Genomic DNA, 26007 nt, shown 5'->3' with positions numbered 1-26007 from the left:
TATATTTTCCAATCTATACATATTTGATTGGAAAATATAAAGTTAAGATAATGGAAAAAAATAGCTTATTACATCAGGATAGTCTCTGGCTGAGACTTCAGGAATTTTCGCTTGATCGTCCAAATGTTGATTTTCCTTTTTCAAAGAAACTAGCAAAAGAAGAAAATTGGACTTTAGATTTTACCCAAAAAGCGATAGAAGAGTATAAAAAGTTTGTGTATCTCTGCTGTAGACTCGATAATGGTGCTTCACCGAGTGAAATTGTTGACAAAGTTTGGCATATGCATCTCCTTTATACCCAAAACTATTGGGAGGAATTCTGCCCACATGTTTTAAAGCAAAACTTGCATCATCACCCATCAACAGGGGGGGATATCGCAAAAAAAGAGCATGAAAAGTGGTTTTCGGATACTTTAGCTGGCTACAGGGGAATTTTTAAACAGGAGCCACCAAAAAATATCTGGATAAAGGAAACAAATGGTCGAAGGAAAACGATGATTGGAAAATTGGGGTTGATATTTTTATTTACTCCTATTTTGCTACTCAGCTCGTGTTGGGGAGAAGTGATCAATAGACTGACGGCGATGCTCATGTGGGGAATCAGTTTTTTCTTTTTGGTAGGAATTGTTATGCTGATTATTAACAGTATTGTTCCAAAAGATCCAAAAGATCGAAAAGGGTCCAGGAATAATTCTGACGACGGAGGAAGCTGTACGAGCGCTAATAACTGCGGTAGTGCTGGTGGTTGTAGTAGTTGTGGCAGCTGTGGTAGTTGCGGTGGTTGTAGTAGCTAATAATGTAAACGACGATGAAAAAGATAGCAGTTCATTTGGCAAGTATGACGATTAGTTTGATTTGGTTGGTAATTTACCAGCAGACTTGGAATCCATTTTCTTTAAAAGGACCTCAATTTTTGAAATTCTATCTGATTCTTCTGATGGGATTCTATACTTCGGTTTTAATCCTCAAATTTTTACAAAAACCCATTTCAAAAACAGTACGCTATTTTATGCTTATGATCTTGCTCCTAGGAATTATAAAATTGCTCAAGGGGCTATATTTAGGAAAGCCGATTGGTTATCTTACCATTCTTTTAATGATCGAAGTTCTCATAATATCATTACATATTGATAACAAAAGAAGTGGACAGTAAATGAGATTCCCGTATTATTTAGATCGGAAGAAAATTGAAGATCGTATCTTTTATGTTTTTGGAGCATTTATTCGGACTAAAGATTAGTTGGTGCTGAAGGAAAATATGTGATCGAAGCATGTAGCTTAGAAATCAAAAAAAAGGTGCTGGTCAAAAAAAATCCCGAGCTGAAAGCTCGGGAGAATGATAAGTGCGGAAGAAGGGACTCGAACCCCCACGCCTCGCGGCGCCAGATCCTAAGTCTGGTGCGGCTACCAATTACGCCACTTCCGCATTAGGATTTCTTATGATGTCGCAAATATATAAACCAAAGTGATATCTTGCAAGTCGATAAGCTAGATTCCTTCTTTTAAATACGGATCATCCTGTTTATGAATGGAATATTTTTAATTAGGATACTTGTCTCTTTGATCATATGATCTGCAGGCAGCTTGTTTACCCGATTTTTTGATGAAATGCTTGCTGTCCTAATCAAGTTTTGTTAAGGCCTTTGAATTTCAAAACAAAAATACATATTGAAAAAAATCAGTTGTATGAGTCTTCTCAGCGGGTATGATATTCTCGCCAAAAAGCCGTGATTTTACAGTTATTAAATTTTGAGAAGTAGCATAGGGTGAATGTGCTGCATTGAGTTTAAACAATGATATACTATTTGGTCGACTTAATTCTTTTAGATCCTGAATGCCTTTCACGAGCATAAGTGGGCCATCTGCATTTACCCAATCTACTTTTTCATCTGCAGGGGTTGGAAATTGAGGATTCTTTGGGAGATACATTTCACTAGCAATGGTATAACTAACAAAGCTAGATACCTTATATCCTTTATTTTTCAAGCGTGCAGCAAAAGGATCGTTGGTTGCATCCTTTCCTTTTTGTAAAACATGAAAGAAACCAAATAGCCCATATAGTTTTTTACCTTTAATATGGTGTTCTTTCATATAATTTTCCAAATTTAATAGCATAGCTGAATCCCTGGATACGTCAGATTTATCTGCTGTAAAGCTTTTGTCTATGCCAATAACAGTGATTTTTGCCGAATCGGCAAGGTTGCGGTTATAATCATAAATTTCACCCCATTTTTGATATAGCTCTAAACTAGATTGTTGCGGAATACGTTTACGAATGGAGCTGACCACATCTTTCAGTAGCGCGTTATCTTTTAGGGGCTTGGATAAAAAGCTGTTTAGTTTATTGGCATTTGTACTATCCATCTCAGCAATGTAATATTTAACACCGAGCTTTTTGTTCAAATAGAATAACAGCTCTTTGTCCAACTTTTGATTGTCTGCGTAGCCATGAATTTCCCCAAGTAAAAAAATATCCGAATTATAGAAGCTATTATCGAATAGAGAATCTACAATACGATCCTTAATCTCCGTTTTATGGAGCTTGAGATACGCTATATTTTCCGCATTGGTATTTCCTATAAATATCCGATTGGAAATGAAAAAATAGAGGAATAATAGCCCAATAATGGCCAGTATAGAAAAAAATGTGATCTTAATAAATTTAAAAAACTTTTTCATAAATGAGGTTTTGGCAAAGGTATTATTTTTCAAGGAATGAACCAATAAGTATCCATGCATATAATTAAAATATATGTATTGGTGTTTTTAAAAATTGGGTCATTCTTCAATGACTATTATTGCCATAGGACGATTGCTGGCGAACCGCTGCTGGCTTATTTTACAGCTTTTTGTACGATAACAGAAATTTTGTAGTTACCCCGTAGCGTTTGTGTCCCTTGTTCTTTGTTCGGATAAGGGGCGATATCTTGTAATGAAATGGTATATCCGTTGGTATTGGCAGTTCTTTGATAACCTCTATCCTGTAAATCTAGTGTAGCGAGCTTTATGATCGTGGGTTTGGTTGCTTTTTCTGCGATCTCAATTTCTGCTACTGCAACTCCAGACCAAATACAGTTGACGCCTTCAGGGCAACGGCTATCTTCTGAAATACCTTTAAATTTGATCTTGATCGGATATGCTCGCAATGATTTTCTTTGTCCCTCAGCTAAGGATACACTTTCTGTCTCTTTTTTATTTGCAATACTTTCCTTTTTCGTTGCACAACTTGCTAGTGAGCAAATTCCTAGTCCAATAATAATCGTTATATAATTCCTCATCTTTGCCGAAATAAAACTAGTGTATATGTTATCCGGTTATTACTACCAAAATTAAGCCATATTTAAGAGGTCACGCTAGTATTAATTGCCGTTTATACCACTGTTTGTTACGCTTAATAGTGCTAAAATCCTATTTGGATCATTGCTGTGGCTTTTGGGCAATTATTGCTGTGATCCATTTTCATAATGATATGATTTTTCAGGTTCGTCACAGCTCGTAAAGAATAAGCTGGTTTTAGCTAGTTTTGATTTATCGAATCTTTCATCTTGCAGAAAGGACAGACCCTGCCGGATGTACTTATTTAAATACCGATCGTCTTGCTCAGGATTTCCTGCAAAAAAAGCTTCATTGTCTGATGCAAACTTGCTGATATATCTTTTGGTGACAGGATCTAAAATGTACTGTTCGAGGTCAGGGTAAAATATTGTGTAATGTGCATTGCTAAATATTTCCGTGGGGTCGATATAGTTTGTCTTATCATAATCCTTCTTCATGGTCAATATTTCGTTCCAATGCTCTTGATTTGAACCGTCTTGATTTTCTCTTAAAAAACCTCTTTCTCCACCATAATTGGAGAGCCTGATGGCTAATTTATTACCTTCAGCCAAATATAGGTAAGCGCTGAAATTTTGACGTGCACGTTGGGGCTTGTTATAAGCAGCTATAAAATCATTGAATTTTCCTTCATTGGTATACTGAAAGACTTGATAAGTGCTATCATCTTCCATATACTGACTTTGTACAATAAATTTAAGCGATTGAACTGGTTTGGATTCCTGATGAACAAAAGGGGGGCTGAAACAGTTTGCCTTGTCATTGAAAACCCGATGTGTACTGTCACTATCAAATTGTACATAGGTTTTCCCGCTTTCAAAACCTGCCAGATTGAAATAAGTACTGTCTTTGAAGTTAGCATTGTGACGTCCATACAGTTGAAATAAAGGGGCTTCATCCGGATAGAAAAGCAGGTAATCTTTTTCAAAAACATAGGACCCGAAAACAGATGTAGCATAACCATATAACAGAAATTTGCCATCTTCAAAAAGACAAATTCCGCTATTACCACCATACTGTCCACTGATTGTCTTTGCCTTATCTTTTCCGCTTGGAAAATAGTGCGTGACTTGCTGTGCTTTACTATTTGTTACCATAAGGATAAGACTAATTAAGCCTAGAATTTTTTTAATGAATGACGTGCTTTTACTTTCTTTCCGCATATCTTTTGTTGTTTATCAAATTTAAACCATTGCAACACTGGTTCAATGGTGGTATTTACAATCCGTGCAGGCATTTTACGATTCGCCGAAACCTGTAAGGGGGCAAACTAACACATATCCTCTCGCTTGGTAAATTAGTGGTTTTATCCGTCGTATTTTCAACTTACATTAACATTTTTTTTCACCTATTAGAACAAAATATACCCCCACTTAGACCGCCGGTTCGAATATCTTTGATTCTCGTCTGATGAACACTTCGCCTGCTTTGAATGTTCATGGAAATTTATGATGATTTTATAGCCAATAAGATAAATAGATGTCAACACTAACCCGTATAAATGCATATATGCATCTCAAAAAACATATTCGAATGAATGTAATTGCAGATCTTGATATGAGTATTTTCTATTTTAAGAAAAGACCTTTCATCGTGATGGATTTGTCAAATGAAAAGATATATTTCAATGATAGTGGATTAGAATGGTTACGTTCAGAAAAACAAATAGAACAGCCTGCTCAATGGACTCGGAGTAAATATCTTCCCTCCAAAAATTGGGTGGGACTAGCTGTTAATAACGAAAGAGATGATTTGATTATCCAGTTAATTGATGAATTTTATCTGGCGACATGTGATATGCTATTGATAAATCCAATTTCTAAGGGGAGTTCTTCTTGTAAATTAAGCTATTAGATAAATTTTAGTAAATCTAACTGTGTATACCAGGTTAGCCGAAAATGAAAACTACAAGCTGATTATCTGGCCTAATTAAGTTAAATTGATCCCGTTGTAGTGGGACTACTAGTGGAATTTAATAACCAAAAACAGGAATTGAGCAATGTAAAACATTAGTAACAAGTGCTATCCGCATATATACAAAGGTGTATTAGGTATTTTAACCTGTTTTATAGGTACTTTAACTTATTTTATTTTAGTTGCTTTTTTTTCTGATTTTTAATATCCATCTTTAGCTCATTATAAACGTGAAATTTGAGTCCATTACACAACCTTTCTGAAGAAACATTGATTCTTTTGTTGAAAAAGAAGAATCAGCAGGCTTTTAGTTATCTTTATGATCACTATGCCACTGCGCTCTTTGGTGTGGTTTGTCGTATAGTGGCCTCAACTGAGCATGCGGAAGAAGTCATACAAGACGTATTTGTCAAAATTTGGCGACACATCGATGTTTTCGATGCCGAAAAAGGCCGTCTTTATACCTGGATGATTAACATTGCCCGTAATACAGCCCTCGATCATCGAAAATCAAAATTGATCGTAAACGAACAGAAAAACCAACCGCTTTCAAATATCGTAAATAGAGAGGAAGAACAAGATCAAAGTCAGGGCGAACTACATACGAAAGCAGATTTTATTGGATTCAGAAATATTTTAGATAAATTGAAGCCTGAATGGCGTATCTTGATTGAAATGGCCTACTATGAAGGATATACACAACAAGAAATAGCCGAACAACTTGATGTTCCGCTCGGAACGGTAAAAACCCGTACCAGAGCAGCATTTATACAGTTACAACAATTATTAAAGGAGTACCGTTAGTTTTGGATATTAGAGCATACATATCGTCGGGGATTATTGAATCGTACGTTTTGGGACTGGCTTCTGAAGAGGAAGTGAGCATCTTGAATTGTATTCGAAAAAATAATGTCGAAGTGGAACAAGCCATCATCGAAGCAGAAATTGCACTCGAAGAGTTGGCTGATAGCCAAGCGATGGAGATGCCTATGCAGTTCAAACAAGATATATGGAATAAACTCATAGCGGAAAATCTGGTGCCAAGCGAAGATCAGGAAGTCAACGAAGTACTCGCACCCGCCTCGACAGACCATAACGAAGTAATTGCTATCGATGCCGACAAGAAAACGCTCGGTGCTCGATCTTACACATGGACGGTTGCCGCGAGTCTATTGTTAGCGGTTAGTATTGGTGCCAATATTTTCTTATATCAACGTAAACAGGATACAGCAAATAAGTTAAATCAGACAACGTCCTTACTTGATGCTGAACAAGAAAAACTCACAACCTTACAGGATAAATGGACCCTGGTTCAAAATCCAACTATAAAAACGATCCCTCTTAAGGGAGTTGAGCATACACCCGATTATCGTGCCTTGGTATTTTGGGATCAGGCATCAAAGGCAGTTTATCTGAGTATCGAACATATGCCTGTTGCACCTAAAGGAAAGCAATATCAGTTGTGGGCGATGGTTGACGGTAAACCTGTTAATGCAGGTGTTTTTCCATTGGACTCAAAAGGAGACACTGCAAGTAAGATGCTCGATATTCCCCATGCTCAGGCTTTTGCCATTACACTGGAAGATGAAGGCGGCAAAGATGCGCCAACGCTCAGTGCATTATGTGTGATGGGGAGTATATAAAAAAATGCCCTGATGGGATAAACCGATCAGGACATGCTAAAAACAGGTAAACTACGTCTTTTGTTAGGATTTTATAAATAAACCTGCAATATTAAGTACAGCTTCTGCAGTTAAAGGTTCGTCGAATGACTGAGTTGCCGCATTGGTCGAAATTTTCCCCGAGGCACCTGGCAAAGTCGTAATATCCACTCCCGCTTGTGTCACATTATTTTCGCCTGCATATACCGGATTGACAACTGCTCCTATACCACTGTCATTGCTTCCCGTAATCCAAGGTTTTTGATTGGCGGCTCCACCTCCGCGGGCACGGCGCATTTGACGGATATGGGAGGCATGTCTTGCTTCAACCGAATGGATCTGCAGTGCGGCAGTCAGTACAACGCGATTGCCAAGTAAAATTCCCGCCTGGCCTTTATAAGCTCTTACCCCAGTATCTTCAAATGCTTGTGCGACAGCTAGAAATGTATCATAGTCACTGAAAACATTGCCAAAAGTGCCACCAGCAGTAAAATCAAAGGTTGGTTTTGAAACAGCTTTATTGCCCAATACCTGTTTAAGAAAATTCACATGTGCAACTTCATGGTCACGAATGGTGGTTATCGCACCAAGTGGTTTACCTGTGGGGATAAGCCCTGCTTTGGCAACACCCATTGTATAATATTCTGCTTCGAGATATTCCAATGTCAAGGCATAGTTGAGTACTCCATTTACATCTGTGGGCGCAGTGGCACCGTAGGCTTTTTTAAAGAGTTCACCTATCATAAAGGGCAGGGCAGCCAAGGTTACTTTTTTGCTCATGGAAGCCAAACTTTTGATTGCTTCACGGCGAGGGCTGATACGATCGCTGAATTCAGGATCTACAGCATTTATTTGTTCAAAAACGTTTAAGAGATTCATGATAATCAGATTTTGGGTGAATTAATAGGTTGGTAGATCACTAACATCAATCTTGGACTTAATAAATGGTGCAGCGGCACTAAGCACCACGCTTGGACTCTTTGCGAGATCAAGACCATTTGAATCCACTACTTCTTGATTGGCAAAACTGCCGTTGTCGATCATATCCCTGACCCAAGCAGCATGTCGTGCTTCAACGGAAACAATCTTACCTGCCAATAGTAAATAATTGACATCTTTGATTAGCCAACCAGCACCATTGTAGGCCGAAACACCAAGGTCTTCAAATGTTTTTGCTGTTGCCAGTACTGTTTCACGGCTACTGAAATTGACGCCAGCTAGGTTAAATTCGAGACTTGAAATGGCTTTTGCACCCAAGGCCACTTTGAAAAACTCACGGTGTGCAATTTCATGATCACGGATATCGGTGAAAAAAGATTTTTCCATATCCGTCATACCGCTATAGGGATTATTGACTAACTGGATGTAGAATGCGGCTTCAAGTTGTTCAAGTGCATAGGCATAATTTAGGATAGCAATGTCGCCGCTGCCAAAATACATGCCCTTGCCGCCGTTATCCATACCATCGTCGTGGTCTTTTTTACAGCTCGACATACCGAGTATGGCTAATGTCGCTGCGCTGGCTCCTGCATATTTTAAAAAGTCTCTTCGTCTGAGATCTCTTTTGTCCATGTCACTATTGGAGTTCAATAGTGTTTCGTTGTGGGAGGTTATCTTTTCCATAACAAAAGTCTTTTAGTTTATAATTTTTTCTCTGTACTTATACCCATTTACGACTTTTTGGAAAGCTTGGATTTAACAAGTGCAATTTTTTTTAAAATATTTTTTTCGCATTGAAAAACTGATATAATCTTCTCCTTTATGGGCGCCAAAGACAGAACAGTCCTAAAAGATTTTGATGATTTCTATTTTCAATCGACTCAGGTATATATTATTCGTTACATTTATTGCATGTTCGTTTCAGATGGCGTGTTATTAGGAAAGGATAACAGTTGGCTTTGGATAATTTTAAGCGCAAAAGGTAGGCGGGAGTGGAGTACTTATTGTTGGTAGACTTTTAATCTAATAGTTTGTTTTTTTATTTAAAACTATTTTAACGTAGCGGTGTTCATGTTTATATTTATCATGCTACTAGCGCTGGTTTTCGATGTTTTACCATAGAATCAGGAGTGTTAATACAAAATATATTTTAGTTGGGCGTGGGAATGATTCAAATCAATGATTAAAAAATAGTGTAAAATCATTTGTACGCTAGAGCAAGCTATACATGAGGACCAATAAGGAATTCGAAGATAACATTAATAACAATAGAAGCTTTTGAATGACTGCTAAATTATCCCCAAAGAATGAATCAGATCGGATTCGCATATTGCACGAATACGAAATTTTAAATACCGCAACCGAGGAAGAGTTTGACCGCATTACGAAAATCGCATCGCTTGTATGCGGTACACCTATTTCATTGATCTCGTTGGTGGATAAAGACAGGCAGTGGTTTAAGTCACGCGTTGGTTTGGATACCGAAGAAACCATACGGGATGTATCTTTCTGCCAGTATACGCTGGAAGAAGATCAACTGATGGAAGTTGAAGATGCTGAAAAAGACGAACGTTTCAAATCCAATGAGCTTGTTACCCGAGAACCAAATATCCGTTATTATGCCGGTTTACCATTAATCGATCCCAATGGCTATGCCTTAGGTGCGCTATGTGTTATCGATCGTGTTCCAAGGCAACTCGACCAGCATCAAAAAGAAATTCTAACCCTTCTCCGGGATGAAGTTGTCGCGCTTATTGTCAACAGAAAGGAGAAAGAAAAGTACAGGGAAAGTGAACAAAAGCTGAAAGCATTTTTCGATAATTCTCAGGGGCTTATGTGTACCCATGATCTGAAAGGGAATTTCATCACCGTCAACGATGCTGGAGCTAGGATCTTAGGCTATACGAGAGATGAGATTCAGACTTTATCTCTTTTTGATATTGTTCCATTGGAGGGGCACAAGAATTTACAGGACTACCTGGACGCGATTGTTCGGCATGGAACAATCAAAGGAGAAATGCGTACCATGACTCGTTCGGGTGACATGCGTATCTGGATGTTTAACAATATTCTGCAGGCCAGTGAGAACAAAATACCTTATGTGATTGGTAATGCAGTAGATATTACAGAACAACATTTTCTAGAAAAGAAGCTTAAGCATGCACAGGCGACATTGATGCGGACTGGAAGGGTGGCTAGAATTGGGGGTTGGGAATATACGCCTGCTGATGGGAAGATTGTTTGGTCCGAAATTACGAGAGAAATTCATGAGGTACCCGAAGACTATGAACCAGAGCTGACAACTGCGTTACAGTTCTATAAAGCGGGAGCAAGTAGAAATAAAATACGGACTGCAATTGAACAGGCACTCGCTACGGGAGAAGCTTGGGACCTGGAACTAGAGATTGTCACCTTCGTTGGTCATGAACTGTGGATACGTGCATTGGGAAATGCTGATTTTGAAAATGGTCATTGTGTCCGTTTATACGGTACCTTTCAGGATATTGATAAGCGTAAACGTATCGAAGCTGAGTCTTCAAATTCAAAAAAACTACTTGCAGAAGTGTTGGATGCAACTTCTGCTGTCGGTATTATTGCGACCGACAACGCTGGTGTAATCACATTGTTTAATACAGGGGCCGAAAACCTCTTGGGATATCGTAGTGAAGAAGTGATTGGTAAATTTGGTCTTGCACACTTTCATTTAGAAGAGGAGCTCGTGTTGAGGACGAAAGAACTGGAGGTCGAATTGGGACGTTCGGTAGATAAACTTCGTTTCTTTGTAGATATGGCAGTGCTACACGGTGCTGAGCAGAGAGAGTGGACCTATTGTCGAAAAGATGGATCTCAATTACATGTTTCCTTAGCAGTTACTCTTATTAGGGATATTAATGACAATGTCATCGGTTATCTTGCGATTGCGACAGATATTAGCCGGATTATTCATCAACGCGAGGAGCTGGAGAAGGCAAAATTAGTAGCCGAGCAGGCAAGTGCAGCAAAATCACAATTTTTGGCAAATATGAGCCATGAGCTTCGTACACCGCTGAATGGAATTGTTGGCTTTACCGATCTATTGCTTGGAACAGCACTTGAAGATACGCAACGCGAATACCTTACGATCGTTGATCAATCCGCTAATTTATTGCTTGGCATCGTAAACGACATTCTAGACTTCTCTAAAATTGAAGCCGGCAAATTGGAACTGGAGATTGAACAGACCGATCTCTACGACCTGGTTATTCAGCTGACGAACTTTCTTAATCTGCAGATCAAAACCAAAAATCTAGCGTTTTATCTGAATATCGCTGCCGATGTACCACATTATATCTGGGTTGACGCCCTCCGCATCAAGCAAGTATTGATGAATTTATTGAGCAACGCCACAAAATTTACCGAGAAAGGAACCATTGAACTAAGCATTACAGTAGAATCACATGATACAGACCAGGCTGTTCTGTGTTTTAGTGTCAAAGACACAGGCATAGGTATCAAAGAGGATAAATTGGAGCGGATATTTGATGCATTTACGCAAGAAGATAACTCGATGACTAAACGTTATGGCGGAACTGGTTTAGGACTGACGATATCGAATAAACTGCTTAAAATGATGGACAGTGAATTGAAGTTGGAAAGTACTTTTGGTGTAGGCAGCCGTTTCTTTTTCAACATTCGTGCGCGTTCTATCTGGGAAATAAATGAGTGGGAGGAATTGAAAAAAATAAAGGATGTACTCGTTGTTGCCGAGGAAGAATCTGAACGAAATGCCTTGGCTCGGATGTTATCTTTAAAGAATATTGATAGCGTACAGGCAAAAACTGGATTTGAAGTATTACAGATGTTAAAAGGGGGACGCTGTTTTGACGCTATCTTGATCGACAATCAATTGCCTATTATCAGTGGTATCGAAACAATAAAGAATATTCGCGAAAAAAAATTTAATAACAATTTTGAGCACAACATCATTCCCATTTTTAGTGCTGAAGAGCAAAACATAGAGCTGCTTTGTCACTCTCTGGCTATAAGTTGTTGGTTAATCAAACCTGTCAAGCCTGAAGACCTGTATTCTGTTTTAATAAAGAGTATTTCCGTTTAACTTTAGGCACATGGCTAATTTTAATGGTATGATACGAAGGAAGTTCAAGCTTTTCATAACCTATTCAGAGAGCTGCGCAGGATGTTTAGTTTAATAGGGATGAGTCCGATGGAATATCGTGCTCATCCCTATTAAATTTAATAAAAAAGGGCCGATCTTATTAGTTATTACAACTTAAAATACTCTTTTTTATTGATCTATAGTTTTTGGAATCGTTTAGCAAAATCAATGGCAAAATGATTTAATTGGATCTTACCATAGATAGGCTGACCCTGAATTTCAAAATCTTGTTGTAATTTTCCTGCACGGATTGCCTGCCCCATCTCTACATAGAGTGATGCAATTTCTGTTGGAAGTCCCGCCTTTAACATACCGTCCAAAGCTTGTTCGTCGGTAAATTCAATCCATGGCAGGTTTGGATTACCAATAGCAGCTCCCAATGTGTGGGCAATTTCTGCTCCTGAAACATAATCGCTAACAATATAACGCACGTGATGTCCAACTTCTGAATTTTGGAGCGCATCGGCTGCGGCAGTAGCAATATCTAAGGAATCAACCAATGGAATTTTTATTTCTGCAGGGAAGTTTGATCCTTCAATACCTGCGTTTTTGATTAATGGAATATCGTTATAAAAATTCGTGTAGAAATATCCGGCACGCAAAAAGGTGATATGAACATCGCGTAGTGTTTTGTATATCTCTTCAATTTGGTGCAAACCGCGAATTGGTCCTGTTCCAGCATCAAAATCAGCACCAACGCTGCTTAACATCACTATTTTTTTTAAGCCAGCCGACTTTATGGCTGTCGCGTAGGCTTTTCCTGCATTTGCGGTATTCTCAACAATATGTTGGCCACCTAAATTGGGAGGAGTCATCAGAAAAGCAGCATCTGCACCTGAAAAACTCGCGGTTAAAAAAGGAACATCTAAGATAGAACCAATAAGCGCTTTAGCGCCCAAATGTTCAATTTCGCTCGCTCTTTCAGGAGAACTGCTGATTACACTTACCTCATGACCTTGTTTGATAAGAATATCGACTAAATGTCTGCCTATATTTCCTAAAGAACCTGTTATTGTAATTTTCATCGTTTATTTTTTTATATGTGATAATACAAAAGTACATTTGTACTTTCTTTTAAGGAAGTACTTACCCTATAGTAAGTATGCTGAACGCAAAAACAAGACAATCATGACAGCAATTAAGGAGACATCGACGATTCAGGAAAACAAAAAAATTGCAGCGGAATTATGCCCTGTAACTTTCACAATGGATAAGATCGGCGGATATTGGAAACCAATTATTATCTATCATCTGTCTACGGATTGTAAGAGATATAGTGAACTTAAAAAATGTATCCCTGCAATTACAGAAAAAATGCTCATTCAGAGTTTAAAACAATTGGAAGCGGATGGATTGATCTTAAGGGAGGCAAAACCCGTTGTTCCGCCTTTTGTGATCTACCGATTAAGTCCGGCAGGGGTAGGTTTATTTCCTGTTATTCAGGCAATGGCCAATTGGGCACTTGAAAATCAATAATCATTTACCGTTTTCCTATCGCTATTAAAGATAAGATTGTTTGACAAATGCAGATGCTTTTCGCCAGGATATAGGTTTAATATAATGTGATGTTTGTAATGTGTTTCCATTTTTCAGGTTTTATTATTTCCCGGCTTGGAAGATACAAGGTAGACCGGTGGCAATGGCGAATACCGATGAAGGTCTCCTAGACCCTATAAGCTAATTTTTAGGAACAAAAAACGCTTGAATCGGGGAAATTCAAGCGTTTTAACTAACCAATTATAAACCTAAATTATGAATTTATAGTATTACATTTTTTATGCCAGTCTACTTAATATGACAAAATTGCAGGTCCACCTTCTTTAGTCTCCAAATCGGTAGCTCAGTGACAATAAGACTTTTCTGTTGTCCGGAAAGTCAGCATAAAATACCTTAAGGTCTCCATATTCACTAACCAACTGCGGGTTCGCATTTCTGAGCAGACCATTTGCGGTCAGTTTGATCATGCCGCGATCTCCAAACATTTTTTTCTCCGCGGCGACATCTATACCATACCTTTTATCGGTTCGGGAAGGTCCAGTAGTAATTCCCGATCGATAATAAAATGCAATTTCGCTGCGAAATCCATATTTAAATTGCAGCGTATGCCGGCTGTTTGCTGTCCAGCTTGAGCCTTTAGAATCTAAGTTCACATTTCCAATTTCTCCGGAGTAGTTATTGTAAAATGCATTGACATAGTGGCTTGCTGTCCACCATGATCGTAACGTTTGGTTATACATTACACTTGCGCTATAGTTCATATAGCGCCCGATGTTCTCTGGTTTCGACAAGTTTTCACCAACTTTATCGCCTTGGCGGATAATCCAGTTGATCATGTCACGTCCATATGAAATACCTACTGTGGTGAACAATTTGTTCCTATAACCGTGACCAATTTCCGTAATATAGCTTTTCTCGGGTTTCAGGTCAGGATTTCCCTCATTGTAGCTATAGGCATCTTCGTAAATTCGAAATACGTTGATGTCATGATCACCCGGTCTTTCAATACGGCTGCTAAAGGATGTTCTTAGTGTATTTTTCTCATTTAGATGATATAGCAATGATCCACTTGGAAACAGATCAAAATAGCGCTGGTCATTTTTTTTGTCCAACGTGACCTGATTGGCATTTATAAATGTATATTCTCCCCGCAGGCCAGCCTGATATTCTATTCGTTTGTATTTGCCAGAGTAGATGGCATATAACGCTTCGATATGCTGCGTGTATTGAAAGCGGTTGGAGGTGGCATTGTCCTGTATCCATTTGCCATTATCCAATAGCGTATTTATGACATCGTTGTTGATAAAAAAATACGTTCCTTTCCAGCCGAGCTCAATTTTGCTTGAATCTGTTAACGGTTTACTGTAGTCAAGTCTTCCGGAATAGGTCGTATTACTCAAGTCCTGAATATTTGTCCTCCCTGTTGAAGATTGCGTGTTTGTTTGCAAATTAAACTGATCGGTTTCAAACCGGTTATTATAATCGTTTCCGTGTGGAGCAAAGTCAAAGTTGAATTTTAAAAAGTGATCTTCTCCTTCGTATTTATTAATATAATTGATATTAAATGTCCAGTTTTTAAACGACTCGTCAAAACGGTTGTTACTGATTGCTTGCGCTGTCTGAATATTGGCTGGATAATCCCAGGTATCCATCTCGATAGATGCATAGGGTTTATAATTGCCCGTCATCCAGTGTACACTTCCATCCAAAACTCCACCATCCGAAAATTCATATTTTGCCCCAGCACGAACACTATGAAAACTGGCATCATCTAATTTCTTACGTTCGTGTTGTCTCTGAAAGGAGGTTAAATTACCCTGGTTAAAAAAACTTCTTTCTGTAAGATTATGGCTATTACTCCGATCAAAGCTCTTATTTCCCTGCAAGTACATATCTAGCCCATTCACCTTGTAGTGTAATCCACCGCCCAAACCACCATAAAATTGTCGGCCCTGTCCAGCACGGATGAAGGCATCGCCCCCAAAACCGGCCTTTGCATTTCGCTTGGTCACAATATTAATTATGCCGGCAGTTCCCGCGGCATCTTCACGTGCCGAAGGGTTACTGATCAGTTCCAATTTGGATACTTCGGATGCTTGCAGTCCGCGTAAAATACTGGCAAGCTGTTCACCGGAGACATACATATCACGGCCATTGATGCGTACGTTAGCACCTGCGCGACCCTGAATTGAAAAATTTCCTTTCCCGTCCGAAACAAGACCCGGTGTTTTTTCCAATAATTCGAGGACATTGTTGCCTTCAGCTAATACACTTCCTTCGACATCAACTACCATTTTATCGGCATACTGGCGTACACTAGCCTGCTTTCCAACAACATGTACAGTTTCCATCAGATGTTCAACTGGTTGTAAAAAAATGGGCAGTGCTGAGTGTTCGGCTCCAGCTAACTGGTATGCTCGACTATGTACTGTTGTGTAGCCGATTGAACTATAGCGTATAAGATAATTTCCATTTTTAGGCGTATGCAGTAGAAATGAGCCATCCTTAGCTGCATCTGCCTGCATGATCAGGGAAGAATCAGCTAAGTGTAAAAGACTGGCTGTGGCACCTTTGATTGGATGCCCGTCTTTGTCAAATATTTTTCCAGATAATTTCGTTTGTGCGACAAGTCCAGTGGCAGCGCCTGAAAGTAATATAGATAATAATGTAGATTTCGTCATAATAATCGTGTCCTTTGTCCTCTTCGAGAAAGAACCGGTTTAAGCATAAATTAAATAGTAGTGGTTCGAAAACCTAAAGGTTTGTGGATTTTGGACGGAAACGAATCGGTGGTTTTCGTATTGTTGTTTGTATGTTCGTATTTGATACGTCCATTTCTTCCCCGCTATGCAATTCCCTGCCCAATTTATTGCTGCCTTTTTTCTTTCCCCATTTGCGATTGTACCATATAATGAAGCCTGTAATAGGAAGCGTACCTGCTATAAAGGTGAGTACAAAAGCCAGCATTTTTGTGGGGAATCCCCAAATTGACCCCACATGAATATCGTAATTGAGTCTTCTGAATTTTTCACCTGCACTTAATTCGGCAAAATCCTTGTTGAATAAGGAAATGTTATTGGGTAGAAATGCCCCGCTGTACTGATCGAATGAATAATAGCGATTGTTATACTGTCGATCCATGTCATTGCGAATATAGACCGAAATCGTAGCGTCCTTTTTTTCCTTGTCTGGATAGGTGATTGTCAAGTAGTGTGGATCTTTATATTGGGTTAAAATCGTCTCAATCTCTCGATCAAAAGCTGTTGAAAAAAGGGTTATTTGACCAATTTTTGTTGAATCGGATTGGACAGAAGTTCTTTCGGCTAGCGGCGTTCCCCAGTTTGTTGACCAATACAAGGCTCTGTTAAACCACTCGATACCATAATACATTCCAGTTATGGCCAATAATAGAATCAAAATAAAAGAATAAAAGCCAACCACATTATGCAGATCCAAATTAATTCTTTTCCAACCAGCTTTCCATTTGATCCGAAAGCTTTTTTCCCGAGTTGATTTTGTCCATTTTTTGGGATACCACCAGACCAATCCTGTGATTAAAGTAATACTAAAGACCAAGGTTGCATAGTTTACAATGGGGCGACCAATTTCTCTGGGAAGCCACAGAAAACGGTGTCCACTCAGCGTCCATGCAAAAAAGCTGTTCAATTTTTCTCTTAACTGCGCTTCCTTGGAATTGTCTTCTGTTTGCAAACCTAGATATTGGCCTGTATATGGGTGTAATAGATGCACCTGTGCGTTTGCTTTTGAATTAGCTTCTCTGCCTTTGTCCTCTTGTTCCTTTTTTTTGAGGGTAAAGGAAATGGGGTGATCCCGGGTATAGGTAATGCCCCTTACTACAGCATTAGGATAGAGTGAGTCTGCTATTCCGACGATCCTTGAGGGCGAAATCAAGGACTGGCTGGAAGCAAGGATATATTGCCTTTCTTTTTTCGGGATAACAAGATCGATAATCTCATGGTTAAAAACCCAAAGGCAGGCCATCAGGCAGATCACAAATACAATACTACCTGAAATTAATCCCAGCCAAAGGTGCAACCAATTATTGATCTGCCTGAACAGCGAATTATTTTTCTTCTTTCTTACAGCCATGTCCACATTAGTTTACGGCAAAACTCATAGAGCTTGCGCGGCTATACTCTTCAAAGTCTTGTCCTGTAACTTTTTCCCTTTTCGATACTTCCGCAAAGTATTTACCAGTCCATTCTGGCGTGAATTTGATTATACCCTGGTCATTTGTCTGCAGCCATTTAATCCATCCGCTGGGTGCAATGATCTGAACAGCTGTATTTGCTGCAGGTTTACCTTTTTCGAATAAAGTCAACGACAGCTCTTTTTTATTTTTGGAAACTATATTGTTCGTAAAGACAAACAATTCATTTTCGATATGGGTTGCTGTATTTCCAATAGTGGAATTTCCGACTTGGATTGTCGCTATCGCATTGATCTGATACTGTGTTTTGGCTCCTTCTTTGCGATCTGTATCTTTTTTTAGGGTAATGTGGTATACGCCCTCTTGGTCAGGGGTGAATGAGGCCAATAAGTGATCTTCTTGAGCAGTTGTTATCAAGGCGGCTGTGCTTCCATCAGGTTTGATCAATGTCAACCTAATCTGCGTACCATCTTTATACCACCACCATTTTGAGATAAGTTCATGTTCATCGGGTTCACCATAAATGACCTTTACCGTATGGATCTTTCCTTTGTTCCCTTGCAGTGAGGTTTCAATAAAGACAGCATGTGCCGAAGCTGACAACACAATAAAAAATGTGAAGAGGTTAATGAGTATTGTTTTCATTTGATTTAAACTAGGAGTTATATTTTAGAAATACCTAGATTCGATTTTGCCTGTTTTATCATCGAGTACTCGAGTTTTGAAGGTGTCATCGACTAGGTATTTCCTAAACTTAGTGGTGTTTTATTTAAGCTTGTTCAAGTGATAAACCTGTGTAATTCCTGGATCGATCTCGGCACCGCGTTTTACCGAATTTTTTGCTGGATCGTATTCATACACATACCATTTAGACTCATCTGTCTTGAATACATCGTATAATTTTCCATTTTCCATAAAGTTCATCGTTGTTTTAGATTCTCCACCACCGACTAAAATCCGAAGATCTGCAACAATCTTTTTATTTGCCGGATCGACCACAAATGGACTAATGTAAACCTTGCCATCACCTAGTTTTTGAACTTGTGAAATGTTGTTGCTGAAAACGTTGTAGTCTTTCAAGTCGAAGAAATAATCTGGATCGAACGTAGTCTGGCCAGCCTTGATACGCAGTAAACCATAGGTAGCAGCATCAGTCTTTTTCGTCACGATGTATAGATCATTATTGTCGTCTGTAAAAGTAAGTGTCTGTACTTCCCAGTGTCCTGCAGCGAATCCTCCTCTGGCATCTTTTATAATTTTCCCATTCGCTAAACTCGGATAATCACACACATACATGTAGGCCGTGTCGATGATATCTTTACGAGTTTCATTGCTTCTGTATTTGTGTCCGACAAATAATTTGTCGCCTCTTTGTGTGAAGCTCGTCGGTACGATATATGGATTATGATCTTTTCCTTCCGGAGTTTTGGGGTTAAAAGTGATCATTGGAATTTCTATACCAATTGTTTTATTGATTGTCATATTGTTGATATTCATAAAATAAATCGGTTGTTCCAGTACATTTTTCACTTTATTGGTCGTACCAGCTGTTTTAGTCATGACCATTTCATCTTTTGTGCTAATATCTTTTAGTACTTTTCCCAGATAGAAATTTCCAGGGAAAGCGTAATTGTTCGTTTCTTTCCAAGATTTACTATTGACTACTTCAAATTGACTAAATCTTGTTCCATCATTTGACAGGTAATATTTACCTTCATAGGCATAAGCGTAAATGGCATAGAATGCTGCTGGTAGGTGAGAGGTAATATCGATTCCTTGATTGTTGTTCGGAGTGAGCAGGGTATCTTTCATTAAATTATCTGCGGTAAGCAGGTAAGATGAACCCGCTGCGGTCGTCACCCATACACTATATAAGCTATTTGAAGTCGGTGTAGTTTCATCAGGTGAAGTGGTGTCAGGTGATTTCTTGCAGGAAGAAAATAACACAGTCGCAGCAAATATTGCGATGGCGAATTTATTGATTTTCATAAAAATATATATTTATTTGTTTTTTACATAATGGATAATCTCAGCTTGACGTAGAATGCACGTCCAGGTCGTTGCAGTCGAAAATTGTCGTATGCTCGTTCATCTGTTAAATTTCTAGCCTCAAAGGATACATTGTATTTGTTCCGGTCCCAAGCGTAACTAAGTACCGCAGAATGGATATTTTGGGAAGGGATGAGATCTTTGGATTCAAGTGATCCCAAGTATGATTCTGTCAGATAAAACCAGTGCGTGTATTGATATAAGTAGGAGAGTTGCACTCTGCTTCCTTGCTGAAACCAGTTATTCTGGATCAGGCTTATATCAGCGTTTCCATAGATCCAAGGGCGATTAATGAGTTGTTTGCCATAAGTGAGGCTAATTTGTTTATTGTCTGAATCGTCTGTGTATTTTTTGTTGTAAGTAGCTTTATCGTAAGAACCATTCAGGGTAACTGCTAAAAGATCTTTAAGGCCATATTTGACTTCGGCCTCAAAGCCGTAGAGCTTTACTCCAGGTTCGTTATAGCTTTGAAAATAGGCATTTCCATTCTGCATGACCGCACGGCTGGTTATATAGTTATCTGCCAAGCGATAGAAACCTGTTAAATCGACATTCAGAAAGTGATTTTGATTAATATACGTATTGTAGTAAAACCCAGTGTTGATATTGTCACTCCGTTCGGGCTTTAAATCCCAGTTGGATGTTGTATTGATACCGTCACCATAAAGAGCCGTCATAGAAGGTAAGTTGTATGCTCTTTCATAAGATAGTTTCCAACCGCCATCCTTGGTTATCCTATACCGTGAGGCTAAACTCATGCTGTAGTAATTCCCTTGCTTTTTTTGACTGATTATCCCACCGCTGATCAAATTGTTGTTTGCATCAAAGGTGCGTTCGTCAATATCTTTTGAGGCATTCATGCGGTAATATTTTACGGCTAAAACATTTGATAGGCGCTTGTCAAACCATTGGTTTTGCCATGACAAACCCAAAATATGTCGGCCCAAGTAGGATGGCAAACCAGACCGGTCATAATTGCCAATCAGTTCATATTGTTTCTGATCGTTGCTATTGAAATTGTAATTGAAATTTAAACTCTGATTACGCGCTTCATCAAAGTCATAGTTTAGATTTACGCGCGCGAGATAATTTGACAAATTATACTTTGTATCTTTTTGGGGATTCGGGGTTGTGGCATTGTAATTCGAGATCCAGTTTCCGGACCAATCGTAATTGTACATAGCTGTATCCCGCACGTAGCGGGTATCGTAGCTATAGCTTGTGAAAATATCTGCGTATAGGCGATTGATAAGAAAATTGCTTTTTTTATAGCTCAGGGTCGGCATCAGATATTTGCTTTCAGACCATGCTCCGCCAAACACTTTGCTAAGTGAGGCCCCAAGTTGGTTTTCTTTGTGATTTTGTGAATAGGTCAGACCTGCATAGAACTGATCAGCCCAGGATACGTCGCGAAAACCGACCTCCAATTGTCCCATGGCTGAAGTGTAAGCATCGTTAAAACGCTTGGCTTTGGGGATCGTGACATACTTGTTGTCGACGGTGTTCTCGATAAGAACGTTGTACTTTTCGTTAGTATACATGTTATAATCATTGTCGGAATGATTGTAAAATGCATTCATCCGGAAGGAAAGTTTGTTTTTGGGATTGGTAAATGTGCCGACTACGGCTGCCTGATGTGTATTGAATGAGCCGTAGGAATAACTCAGATCCAGATAAGGTCTTGCTCGGCGCTTTGTAATAATATTGACAGCACCTCCGAGCGCATCGGAACCCAGAAAAGCGGGAACTACACCTTTGTAAACTTCGACGCGATCAATCAGATTGACAGGAATATTATTTAAGGACATCGATGACCCAAAGTTTTCCATGGGAACACCATCAATATAGATTTTTGCATCGAGCCCGTTGATACGGAATACAAAGTTGGAGCCTAATCCACCATCTTCACGAATAGTGACTCCTGTGGCACGCTTTAAAACCTGTGTTAAATTGGCAGCTTCGTTGGCATGTTTATTCATGTCAATGACACTGACATTAAAGCCCGATCGCTTTATTTCCGCTACTTTCTGCTCATTTTCAGTTTTCCTATGTGCTGTTACGGTTACCTCGTCGATATAATTGCGATCCTCGATAAGTTGAAAGTCCTGAATATTTTTCCCGTTTAGAGGTCGCTCTTCGTAGTTATATCCCACCGCAGTGACACGTATGATGGCCTTGTTCGGGATATTCGTATGTAGCTTATAATATCCATCTACATCGGATGAGGTACCATTGACCTGATCTTTTAGAAGTATTGTTGCACCTGGGATTGGTCTTCCAAAATTATCTTTGACAAAACCTGAAATAACGTTCTTTTGGGAGGTCTGGGCCTGTGTAAATACGGTAAAAATTAATAAGAGTAAAAAAGTAGATGTTGACTTCAACATTTTTATTTAGATTAAGTATATACAAGAAGGTTGCCTATACCGATCGCTTACCGAATGTTGATTTCAGCTATTTTTTTAGAAAATATGCAAATAGTTGATTATGAGCTTTGTTTTTTTTGAAGAAACTATGGATTATTTTTTCAAATAATCCATACGTACAATAAAGTTTGTACTATTGGGGAGTTGGATCCCCTTGGAGATTTCTTTTGTCTGCAAATTATACTTCCATACACGATGCTCATCATTTGCACCATCTATCGCTATATAAACATCCTTTTTGTCACTCCAGACGTTCTCTTTTTGGGTACCTTTATCCAATGGGAGCGGAATTCTTTCGATGGAACCAGATTTTAAATCCACCAGTCTATATTCGAACTGATAAACTGCGTGATAATTGGAAAAATCGGTGTATAAATTCTTCTGTTCATTGCGAACAATCGCCTTTCCGTCGCCCACATACCAGATCCCATAGGCATGATTACCAATTGACTTGGAAACATTGATCATAAAGTGCTGATCGACGAGCTGCTGCCCTTGCTTCTTTCTAAAAATTGCTGTTGGAAGCTTTAAATTATTGCCCAGCGCTATGCCAGGATTGGTCATAAAATAATAGTCCCCTAATTCGTCTTTAAAACTATAGGATTGTATGATGTTGAAGCCACCGGGATAGGTCGAACGGGTTTCTTTCTGAATTTGTTGAAGTGTAAAGCTAGGATAGTTTATTGTGGCGTAATAGGTCGTATCAGATGTGGTATGTCCATATTTCCCGCGTGATTTGAAGAAGGAATAGGCCAGCCAAAGGTTATTGTTTTCAATATCAACAAGTCCGAGGTGTAGTGCGTTATATTCTTTTGTTGCAAAGGGAAGTGTGATGGTATCCTCCTTAATAATTTTCATCTCTGCAACATTAATCTGATAGAGTCGGGCCTGGGCTTTTTTTGCAATAAGATCCTCTCGGCATAGCGCAATTAAATTGTTGTCATCTTTCCAGGTGATGGTTTCAAAGTCGCGATTCTTTAATTGTATACTGTCAATAAGGACCAAGGACGCCCCCTGTAATCGATGTTTTGTAAATACACTGGTTTGGCTTGACAACCGATAAAAGAAGCCATTTTTATAGATATATTCCCGTTCCTGAATTCGTGAGCTGGACAAAGGGATTTGTAGCGTAGCTTGTCGGGTGTCCTCCAGACTTTCGGAGAAAAACAAACTGGTTGGGCTTTCATCTTTGTTGAACAGACAAAAAACAAAATCAGGATCTATGTTTTTGTTGGAAATTTGTTGACAGGAAAAAATAAAAGTTGCAAGGAAAGACAACAATACTAATCGCTTCATGTTTGTCTATTAAATGCTTTGAAATTGTTCTCTAATTTTAATCTGCATATTGGACGGGAGGAATGCCAAATCACTTTTTTGAAAAGCAACGATTTTACCAAAATCCGGAGAATCAGAAACAAAGTATTCTCGCCCGGCCTTAAATACAAGAACATTATGGTTGCTATCCACAAGCTCAAAGTCCCGTTTAGGTGTGATCATAAAGTCTCCGCTGAAGGTTAGTTTTTTATTGACCAAATCAATATTGGCCGTGCTATTTTTACTTAACTGTAAATCATAATGATCTTCGGTAAAGAGCTTGCTATTCTCAATTGATGTATTGGTAAAGGTATGATTATCCAGAGCAGGGGGAGATAGATAGAAAACAGAAAAACCGATTACAAGAACTGCGGCGGCGGCAGTAATTTTGGCCCAATGGAATTTTCTATATCGATATACATCGGCATTAATTTTATTCCACATGTCCGATCCAACTAGTTCATCGACATGGTTATTTTCCGCAATACTATCCCATGAATTATTATCCAACCATTTTTCAACCGCATGCTTTTCAGCTTCAGAGCATTGACCTGAAGCATATTTTTTAAGTATTTCTTGGTTGATTTCCATCTTTTGATAATCCACGTATATTCAAAAGTACAAAAAAGTAATTAATAGGAATCTCGCAATATTGATATTGCAATACTTTTTAAGTCTTATTTTGATAACTGACAATGCTTTACTGATATGATATTCGACTGCTCGCTCTGAAATAAGTAGATTTGTTGCAATCTCTTTGTTCGTTAACCCTTCGTCGCGACTCAGTTTATAGACATTTTTGCATTGTTTGGGTAAAGAATCAACAGCTTGATCCAAGTGATTTTTGAGTTCTTTGTAATAAATATAATTGTCTTCGTAAGATGTTGCTTTGCTATTTAAGATCAGCTCATGATGTCTTTCTTTATTTCCTTTATTCCGAAGAAATTCTAGCGATTTTAATTTTACCGAACGCAATAGATAACGCTCCGCATCCTGAAGTTCTAGCTGATATCTTCTTTCCCACAGAGATTTGAAGACATCTTGAACAATTTCTTTTGCATCATCTTCATTGTCTACACTTTTAAGCGCAAATGAAAACATTCTCTTCCAATACAGTTGAAAGAACTCTTCAAATTGTTGTTTGTTGATCTCTATTTTACGTACGGAGGTTTTCAAAGCACCCAAATATACACTCTATTTAGACTTGTTCCAAATAAAATGCAGTAATCTACTATCGCGCTACGTTGACTTAGTTGTTCTCGTGCTATCCAGCTGAAGCCGGTAACAGGTTAAAACTATAATAGGAGCGATTGATTATTCCTTAGATTTTAGGTAGGGGATACGATATTGTTCGTCAAATCTTTTCTTGTCATCCCGATAACTACTGACTGCGCCGAGTTTATACATCATTTTGATATAACACCAAGCGAGGTCAATCTGATAAGGCTTAAAACCACTCCGTGCACTCTTAGGATATAAATGATGGTTGTTGTGCCATTCACCCGCTACAATGCCGGGCCATAACTGATTTATCGATTTGTCTTTCTCATTGAAATCAATACCTTCACGTTGCTTGTCTTCACCTTTTGCATGGCCTTCATAGTTGAATGTCCGTACACCGATTGCCCAGAAACCGGCCGCACCAAAGAGTGTACAGGCAAGCGCGTGGCCACCGATCAAATAGAAAATGGCATACCAAAAAGCCCAGTTTAGTATCCAGGATCCGATAGCATGGGAAGGATTTACGTACGACCCCCATTTTCGATATTGTGCATAACTATTGGCGGTTACACCTGTATGTCGCATCAGTAATTTAACACGGTTATATGAATTTTCCGTAAGGTCCTTAGCAATAGGCTGATGATTTACATCGGCTAAAAAACAGTATAGAAAGCCAGCTTGTGCATTATAAGGGTCACCAGGGGTGTCAGATTTTGCGTGATGAACATGATGTGAAATCACATATATTTCTTCTGGAATTACATTAATAGTCAGATTCTGTGTGAAAAAACGCCAGAATCCGTTCCGGAATTTAAATGCGCCATGTGTTGCAAATCGATGGTGCCATATCGTACCATGAGTCCCCATAACGATCATACTGTAGACAAATGCTGCCAAGACAGTCCACCAACTGAAGTGGTACACCAAAAAGATGATAAAAAAGGGGATGAGGCAAGCTACTTTTAGCCAGCTAAAAAAGGGTAACCAATTTCTTTTATCTTTAAAAATATTGAGGCGTTTGAAGAATTCGCTGAAAATTTCTTTTTTGCTTGGCTTTACGAGGTTTCCATCGTTGTCTTTCCATCCGTAGGTAGGAACTTGCAGAACATGGTCTAAAAAGGGCATTTGTGGTTGATGTAAATTATAATATTTGCTAAAGCTACCATTTAACATCGTTAAAAAGTGTTAATACGAAAAGTTTAACATATCCTTAAGATGTATCAGGCTATTTGAAAAAATAAAATACTGTAAGGAAAGCGAATCCCATACGCGGTAAGTTTAACCTTATATAGTTTTCGATATTTACTCATACAATCGACGTTTTTT

22 protein-coding genes and 1 tRNA gene are annotated in these 26007 nt (G+C 38.8%); 7 read left to right on the top strand and 16 right to left on the bottom strand.

Translation table 11 applies throughout. The annotated features are described in order from the left end of the window. Window positions 1–50 precede the first annotated feature (50 nt). Window positions 51–794: a glycine-rich domain-containing protein gene (locus CBM24_RS20410; RefSeq protein ID WP_088163711.1), complete on the top strand. Its 744-nt coding sequence runs from the start codon at window positions 51–53 to the stop codon at window positions 792–794. Window positions 795–808: 14 nt separating this feature from the next. Further along, the gene (locus CBM24_RS20405) at window positions 809–1153 is read left to right on the top strand and encodes a hypothetical protein (RefSeq protein WP_088162506.1); all 345 of its coding nucleotides are present in this window, start codon (window positions 809–811) and stop codon (window positions 1151–1153) included. A 191-nt stretch (window positions 1154–1344) separates the two neighbouring features. Here the strand turns inward: CBM24_RS20405 and CBM24_RS20400 are convergent. The 4 genes from CBM24_RS20400 to CBM24_RS20385 form a co-directional block, all read right to left on the bottom strand. After that, a tRNA-Leu gene (locus CBM24_RS20400) sits at window positions 1345–1426 on the bottom strand. Window positions 1427–1650: 224 nt separating this feature from the next. Then, window positions 1651–2679, bottom strand: a complete 1029-nt coding sequence (locus tag CBM24_RS20395; protein ID WP_088163709.1) for a hypothetical protein — start codon at window positions 2677–2679, stop codon at window positions 1651–1653. Window positions 2680–2834: 155 nt separating this feature from the next. Continuing rightward, complete coding sequence (locus CBM24_RS20390; RefSeq protein WP_088162505.1) at window positions 2835–3278, bottom strand: hypothetical protein; 444 nt, start codon at window positions 3276–3278, stop codon at window positions 2835–2837. A 162-nt stretch (window positions 3279–3440) separates the two neighbouring features. Further along, on the bottom strand, window positions 3441–4430 hold the full coding sequence (locus tag CBM24_RS20385) for a preprotein translocase subunit SecD (protein ID WP_157698555.1): 990 nt from the start codon (window positions 4428–4430) through the stop codon (window positions 3441–3443). 436 nt (window positions 4431–4866) lie between these two features. Between CBM24_RS20385 and CBM24_RS20380 the strand changes: the two genes are divergently transcribed. The 3 genes from CBM24_RS20380 (at window position 4867) to CBM24_RS20370 (ending at window position 6890) form a co-directional block, all read left to right on the top strand. Beyond that, on the top strand, window positions 4867–5187 hold the full coding sequence (locus tag CBM24_RS20380) for a hypothetical protein (RefSeq protein WP_157698554.1): 321 nt from the start codon (window positions 4867–4869) through the stop codon (window positions 5185–5187). Between the two features lie 297 nt (window positions 5188–5484). Then, window positions 5485–6051, top strand: a complete 567-nt coding sequence (locus CBM24_RS20375) for an RNA polymerase sigma factor (RefSeq protein WP_088162502.1) — start codon at window positions 5485–5487, stop codon at window positions 6049–6051. A 2-nt stretch (window positions 6052–6053) separates the two neighbouring features. Further along, window positions 6054–6890, top strand: a complete 837-nt coding sequence (locus CBM24_RS20370; RefSeq protein WP_088162501.1) for an anti-sigma factor domain-containing protein — start codon at window positions 6054–6056, stop codon at window positions 6888–6890. Between the two features lie 63 nt (window positions 6891–6953). Here the strand turns inward: CBM24_RS20370 and CBM24_RS20365 are convergent, their stop codons facing one another. Beyond that, window positions 6954–7787: a ferritin-like domain-containing protein gene (locus tag CBM24_RS20365; RefSeq protein WP_088162500.1), complete on the bottom strand. Its 834-nt coding sequence runs from the start codon at window positions 7785–7787 to the stop codon at window positions 6954–6956. 21 nt (window positions 7788–7808) lie between these two features. Further along, complete coding sequence (locus CBM24_RS20360; RefSeq protein WP_075993770.1) at window positions 7809–8531, bottom strand: ferritin-like domain-containing protein; 723 nt, start codon at window positions 8529–8531, stop codon at window positions 7809–7811. A 598-nt stretch (window positions 8532–9129) separates the two neighbouring features. Between CBM24_RS20360 and CBM24_RS20350 the strand changes: the two genes are divergently transcribed. Continuing rightward, window positions 9130–11943: a PAS domain S-box protein gene (locus CBM24_RS20350; RefSeq protein ID WP_088162498.1), complete on the top strand. Its 2814-nt coding sequence runs from the start codon at window positions 9130–9132 to the stop codon at window positions 11941–11943. 197 nt (window positions 11944–12140) lie between these two features. Here CBM24_RS20350 and CBM24_RS20345 read toward each other — a convergent pair whose 3' ends face one another. Next, on the bottom strand, window positions 12141–13028 hold the full coding sequence (locus CBM24_RS20345; protein WP_088162497.1) for an NmrA family NAD(P)-binding protein: 888 nt from the start codon (window positions 13026–13028) through the stop codon (window positions 12141–12143). A gap of 103 nt (window positions 13029–13131) precedes the next feature. Between CBM24_RS20345 and CBM24_RS20340 the strand changes: the two genes are divergently transcribed. Continuing rightward, window positions 13132–13479, top strand: a complete 348-nt coding sequence (locus CBM24_RS20340; RefSeq protein ID WP_075993765.1) for a winged helix-turn-helix transcriptional regulator — start codon at window positions 13132–13134, stop codon at window positions 13477–13479. 344 nt (window positions 13480–13823) lie between these two features. On the opposite strand, the gene CBM24_RS20335 is transcribed toward CBM24_RS20340, so the two are convergent. The 9 genes from CBM24_RS20335 to CBM24_RS20295 form a co-directional block, all read right to left on the bottom strand. After that, on the bottom strand, window positions 13824–16181 hold the full coding sequence (locus tag CBM24_RS20335; RefSeq protein ID WP_088162496.1) for a TonB-dependent receptor domain-containing protein: 2358 nt from the start codon (window positions 16179–16181) through the stop codon (window positions 13824–13826). 73 nt (window positions 16182–16254) lie between these two features. Further along, on the bottom strand, window positions 16255–17610 hold the full coding sequence (locus tag CBM24_RS20330) for a PepSY-associated TM helix domain-containing protein (RefSeq protein ID WP_088162495.1): 1356 nt from the start codon (window positions 17608–17610) through the stop codon (window positions 16255–16257). A gap of 7 nt (window positions 17611–17617) precedes the next feature. Next, window positions 17618–18316 carry a DUF4198 domain-containing protein gene (locus CBM24_RS20325; RefSeq protein ID WP_088162494.1) on the bottom strand — a complete coding sequence of 233 codons (699 nt, stop codon included), beginning with the start codon at window positions 18314–18316 and terminating at the stop codon, window positions 17618–17620. A 120-nt stretch (window positions 18317–18436) separates the two neighbouring features. Continuing rightward, window positions 18437–19660 (bottom strand): DUF4374 domain-containing protein, encoded by a 1224-nt coding sequence (locus CBM24_RS20320; protein ID WP_088162493.1) that lies wholly within the window; start codon window positions 19658–19660, stop codon window positions 18437–18439. 23 nt (window positions 19661–19683) lie between these two features. Continuing rightward, window positions 19684–22107: a TonB-dependent receptor gene (locus CBM24_RS20315; protein ID WP_088162492.1), complete on the bottom strand. Its 2424-nt coding sequence runs from the start codon at window positions 22105–22107 to the stop codon at window positions 19684–19686. Window positions 22108–22239: 132 nt separating this feature from the next. Further along, entirely contained in the window at window positions 22240–23442 is a 1203-nt protein-coding gene (locus tag CBM24_RS20310; RefSeq protein WP_088162491.1) for a hypothetical protein, read from the bottom strand. Between the two features lie 9 nt (window positions 23443–23451). Further along, a complete protein-coding gene (locus tag CBM24_RS20305; RefSeq protein WP_088162490.1) occupies window positions 23452–24051 on the bottom strand; it encodes a hypothetical protein in 600 nt (199 codons plus the stop codon). A 21-nt stretch (window positions 24052–24072) separates the two neighbouring features. After that, window positions 24073–24636 carry an RNA polymerase sigma-70 factor gene (locus CBM24_RS20300; protein WP_232475587.1) on the bottom strand — a complete coding sequence of 188 codons (564 nt, stop codon included), beginning with the start codon at window positions 24634–24636 and terminating at the stop codon, window positions 24073–24075. A 138-nt stretch (window positions 24637–24774) separates the two neighbouring features. Then, window positions 24775–25854: a fatty acid desaturase gene (locus CBM24_RS20295; RefSeq protein ID WP_232475586.1), complete on the bottom strand. Its 1080-nt coding sequence runs from the start codon at window positions 25852–25854 to the stop codon at window positions 24775–24777. Window positions 25855–26007 lie beyond the last annotated feature (153 nt).

Origin of the sequence: Sphingobacterium sp. G1-14, assembly GCF_002196555.1 — a bacterium.
Lineage (GTDB): Bacteria > Bacteroidota > Bacteroidia > Sphingobacteriales > Sphingobacteriaceae > Sphingobacterium > Sphingobacterium siyangense.
Note: the sequence above shows the minus strand (reverse complement) of the source record. Positions and strands in the feature narration are given on the sequence as shown.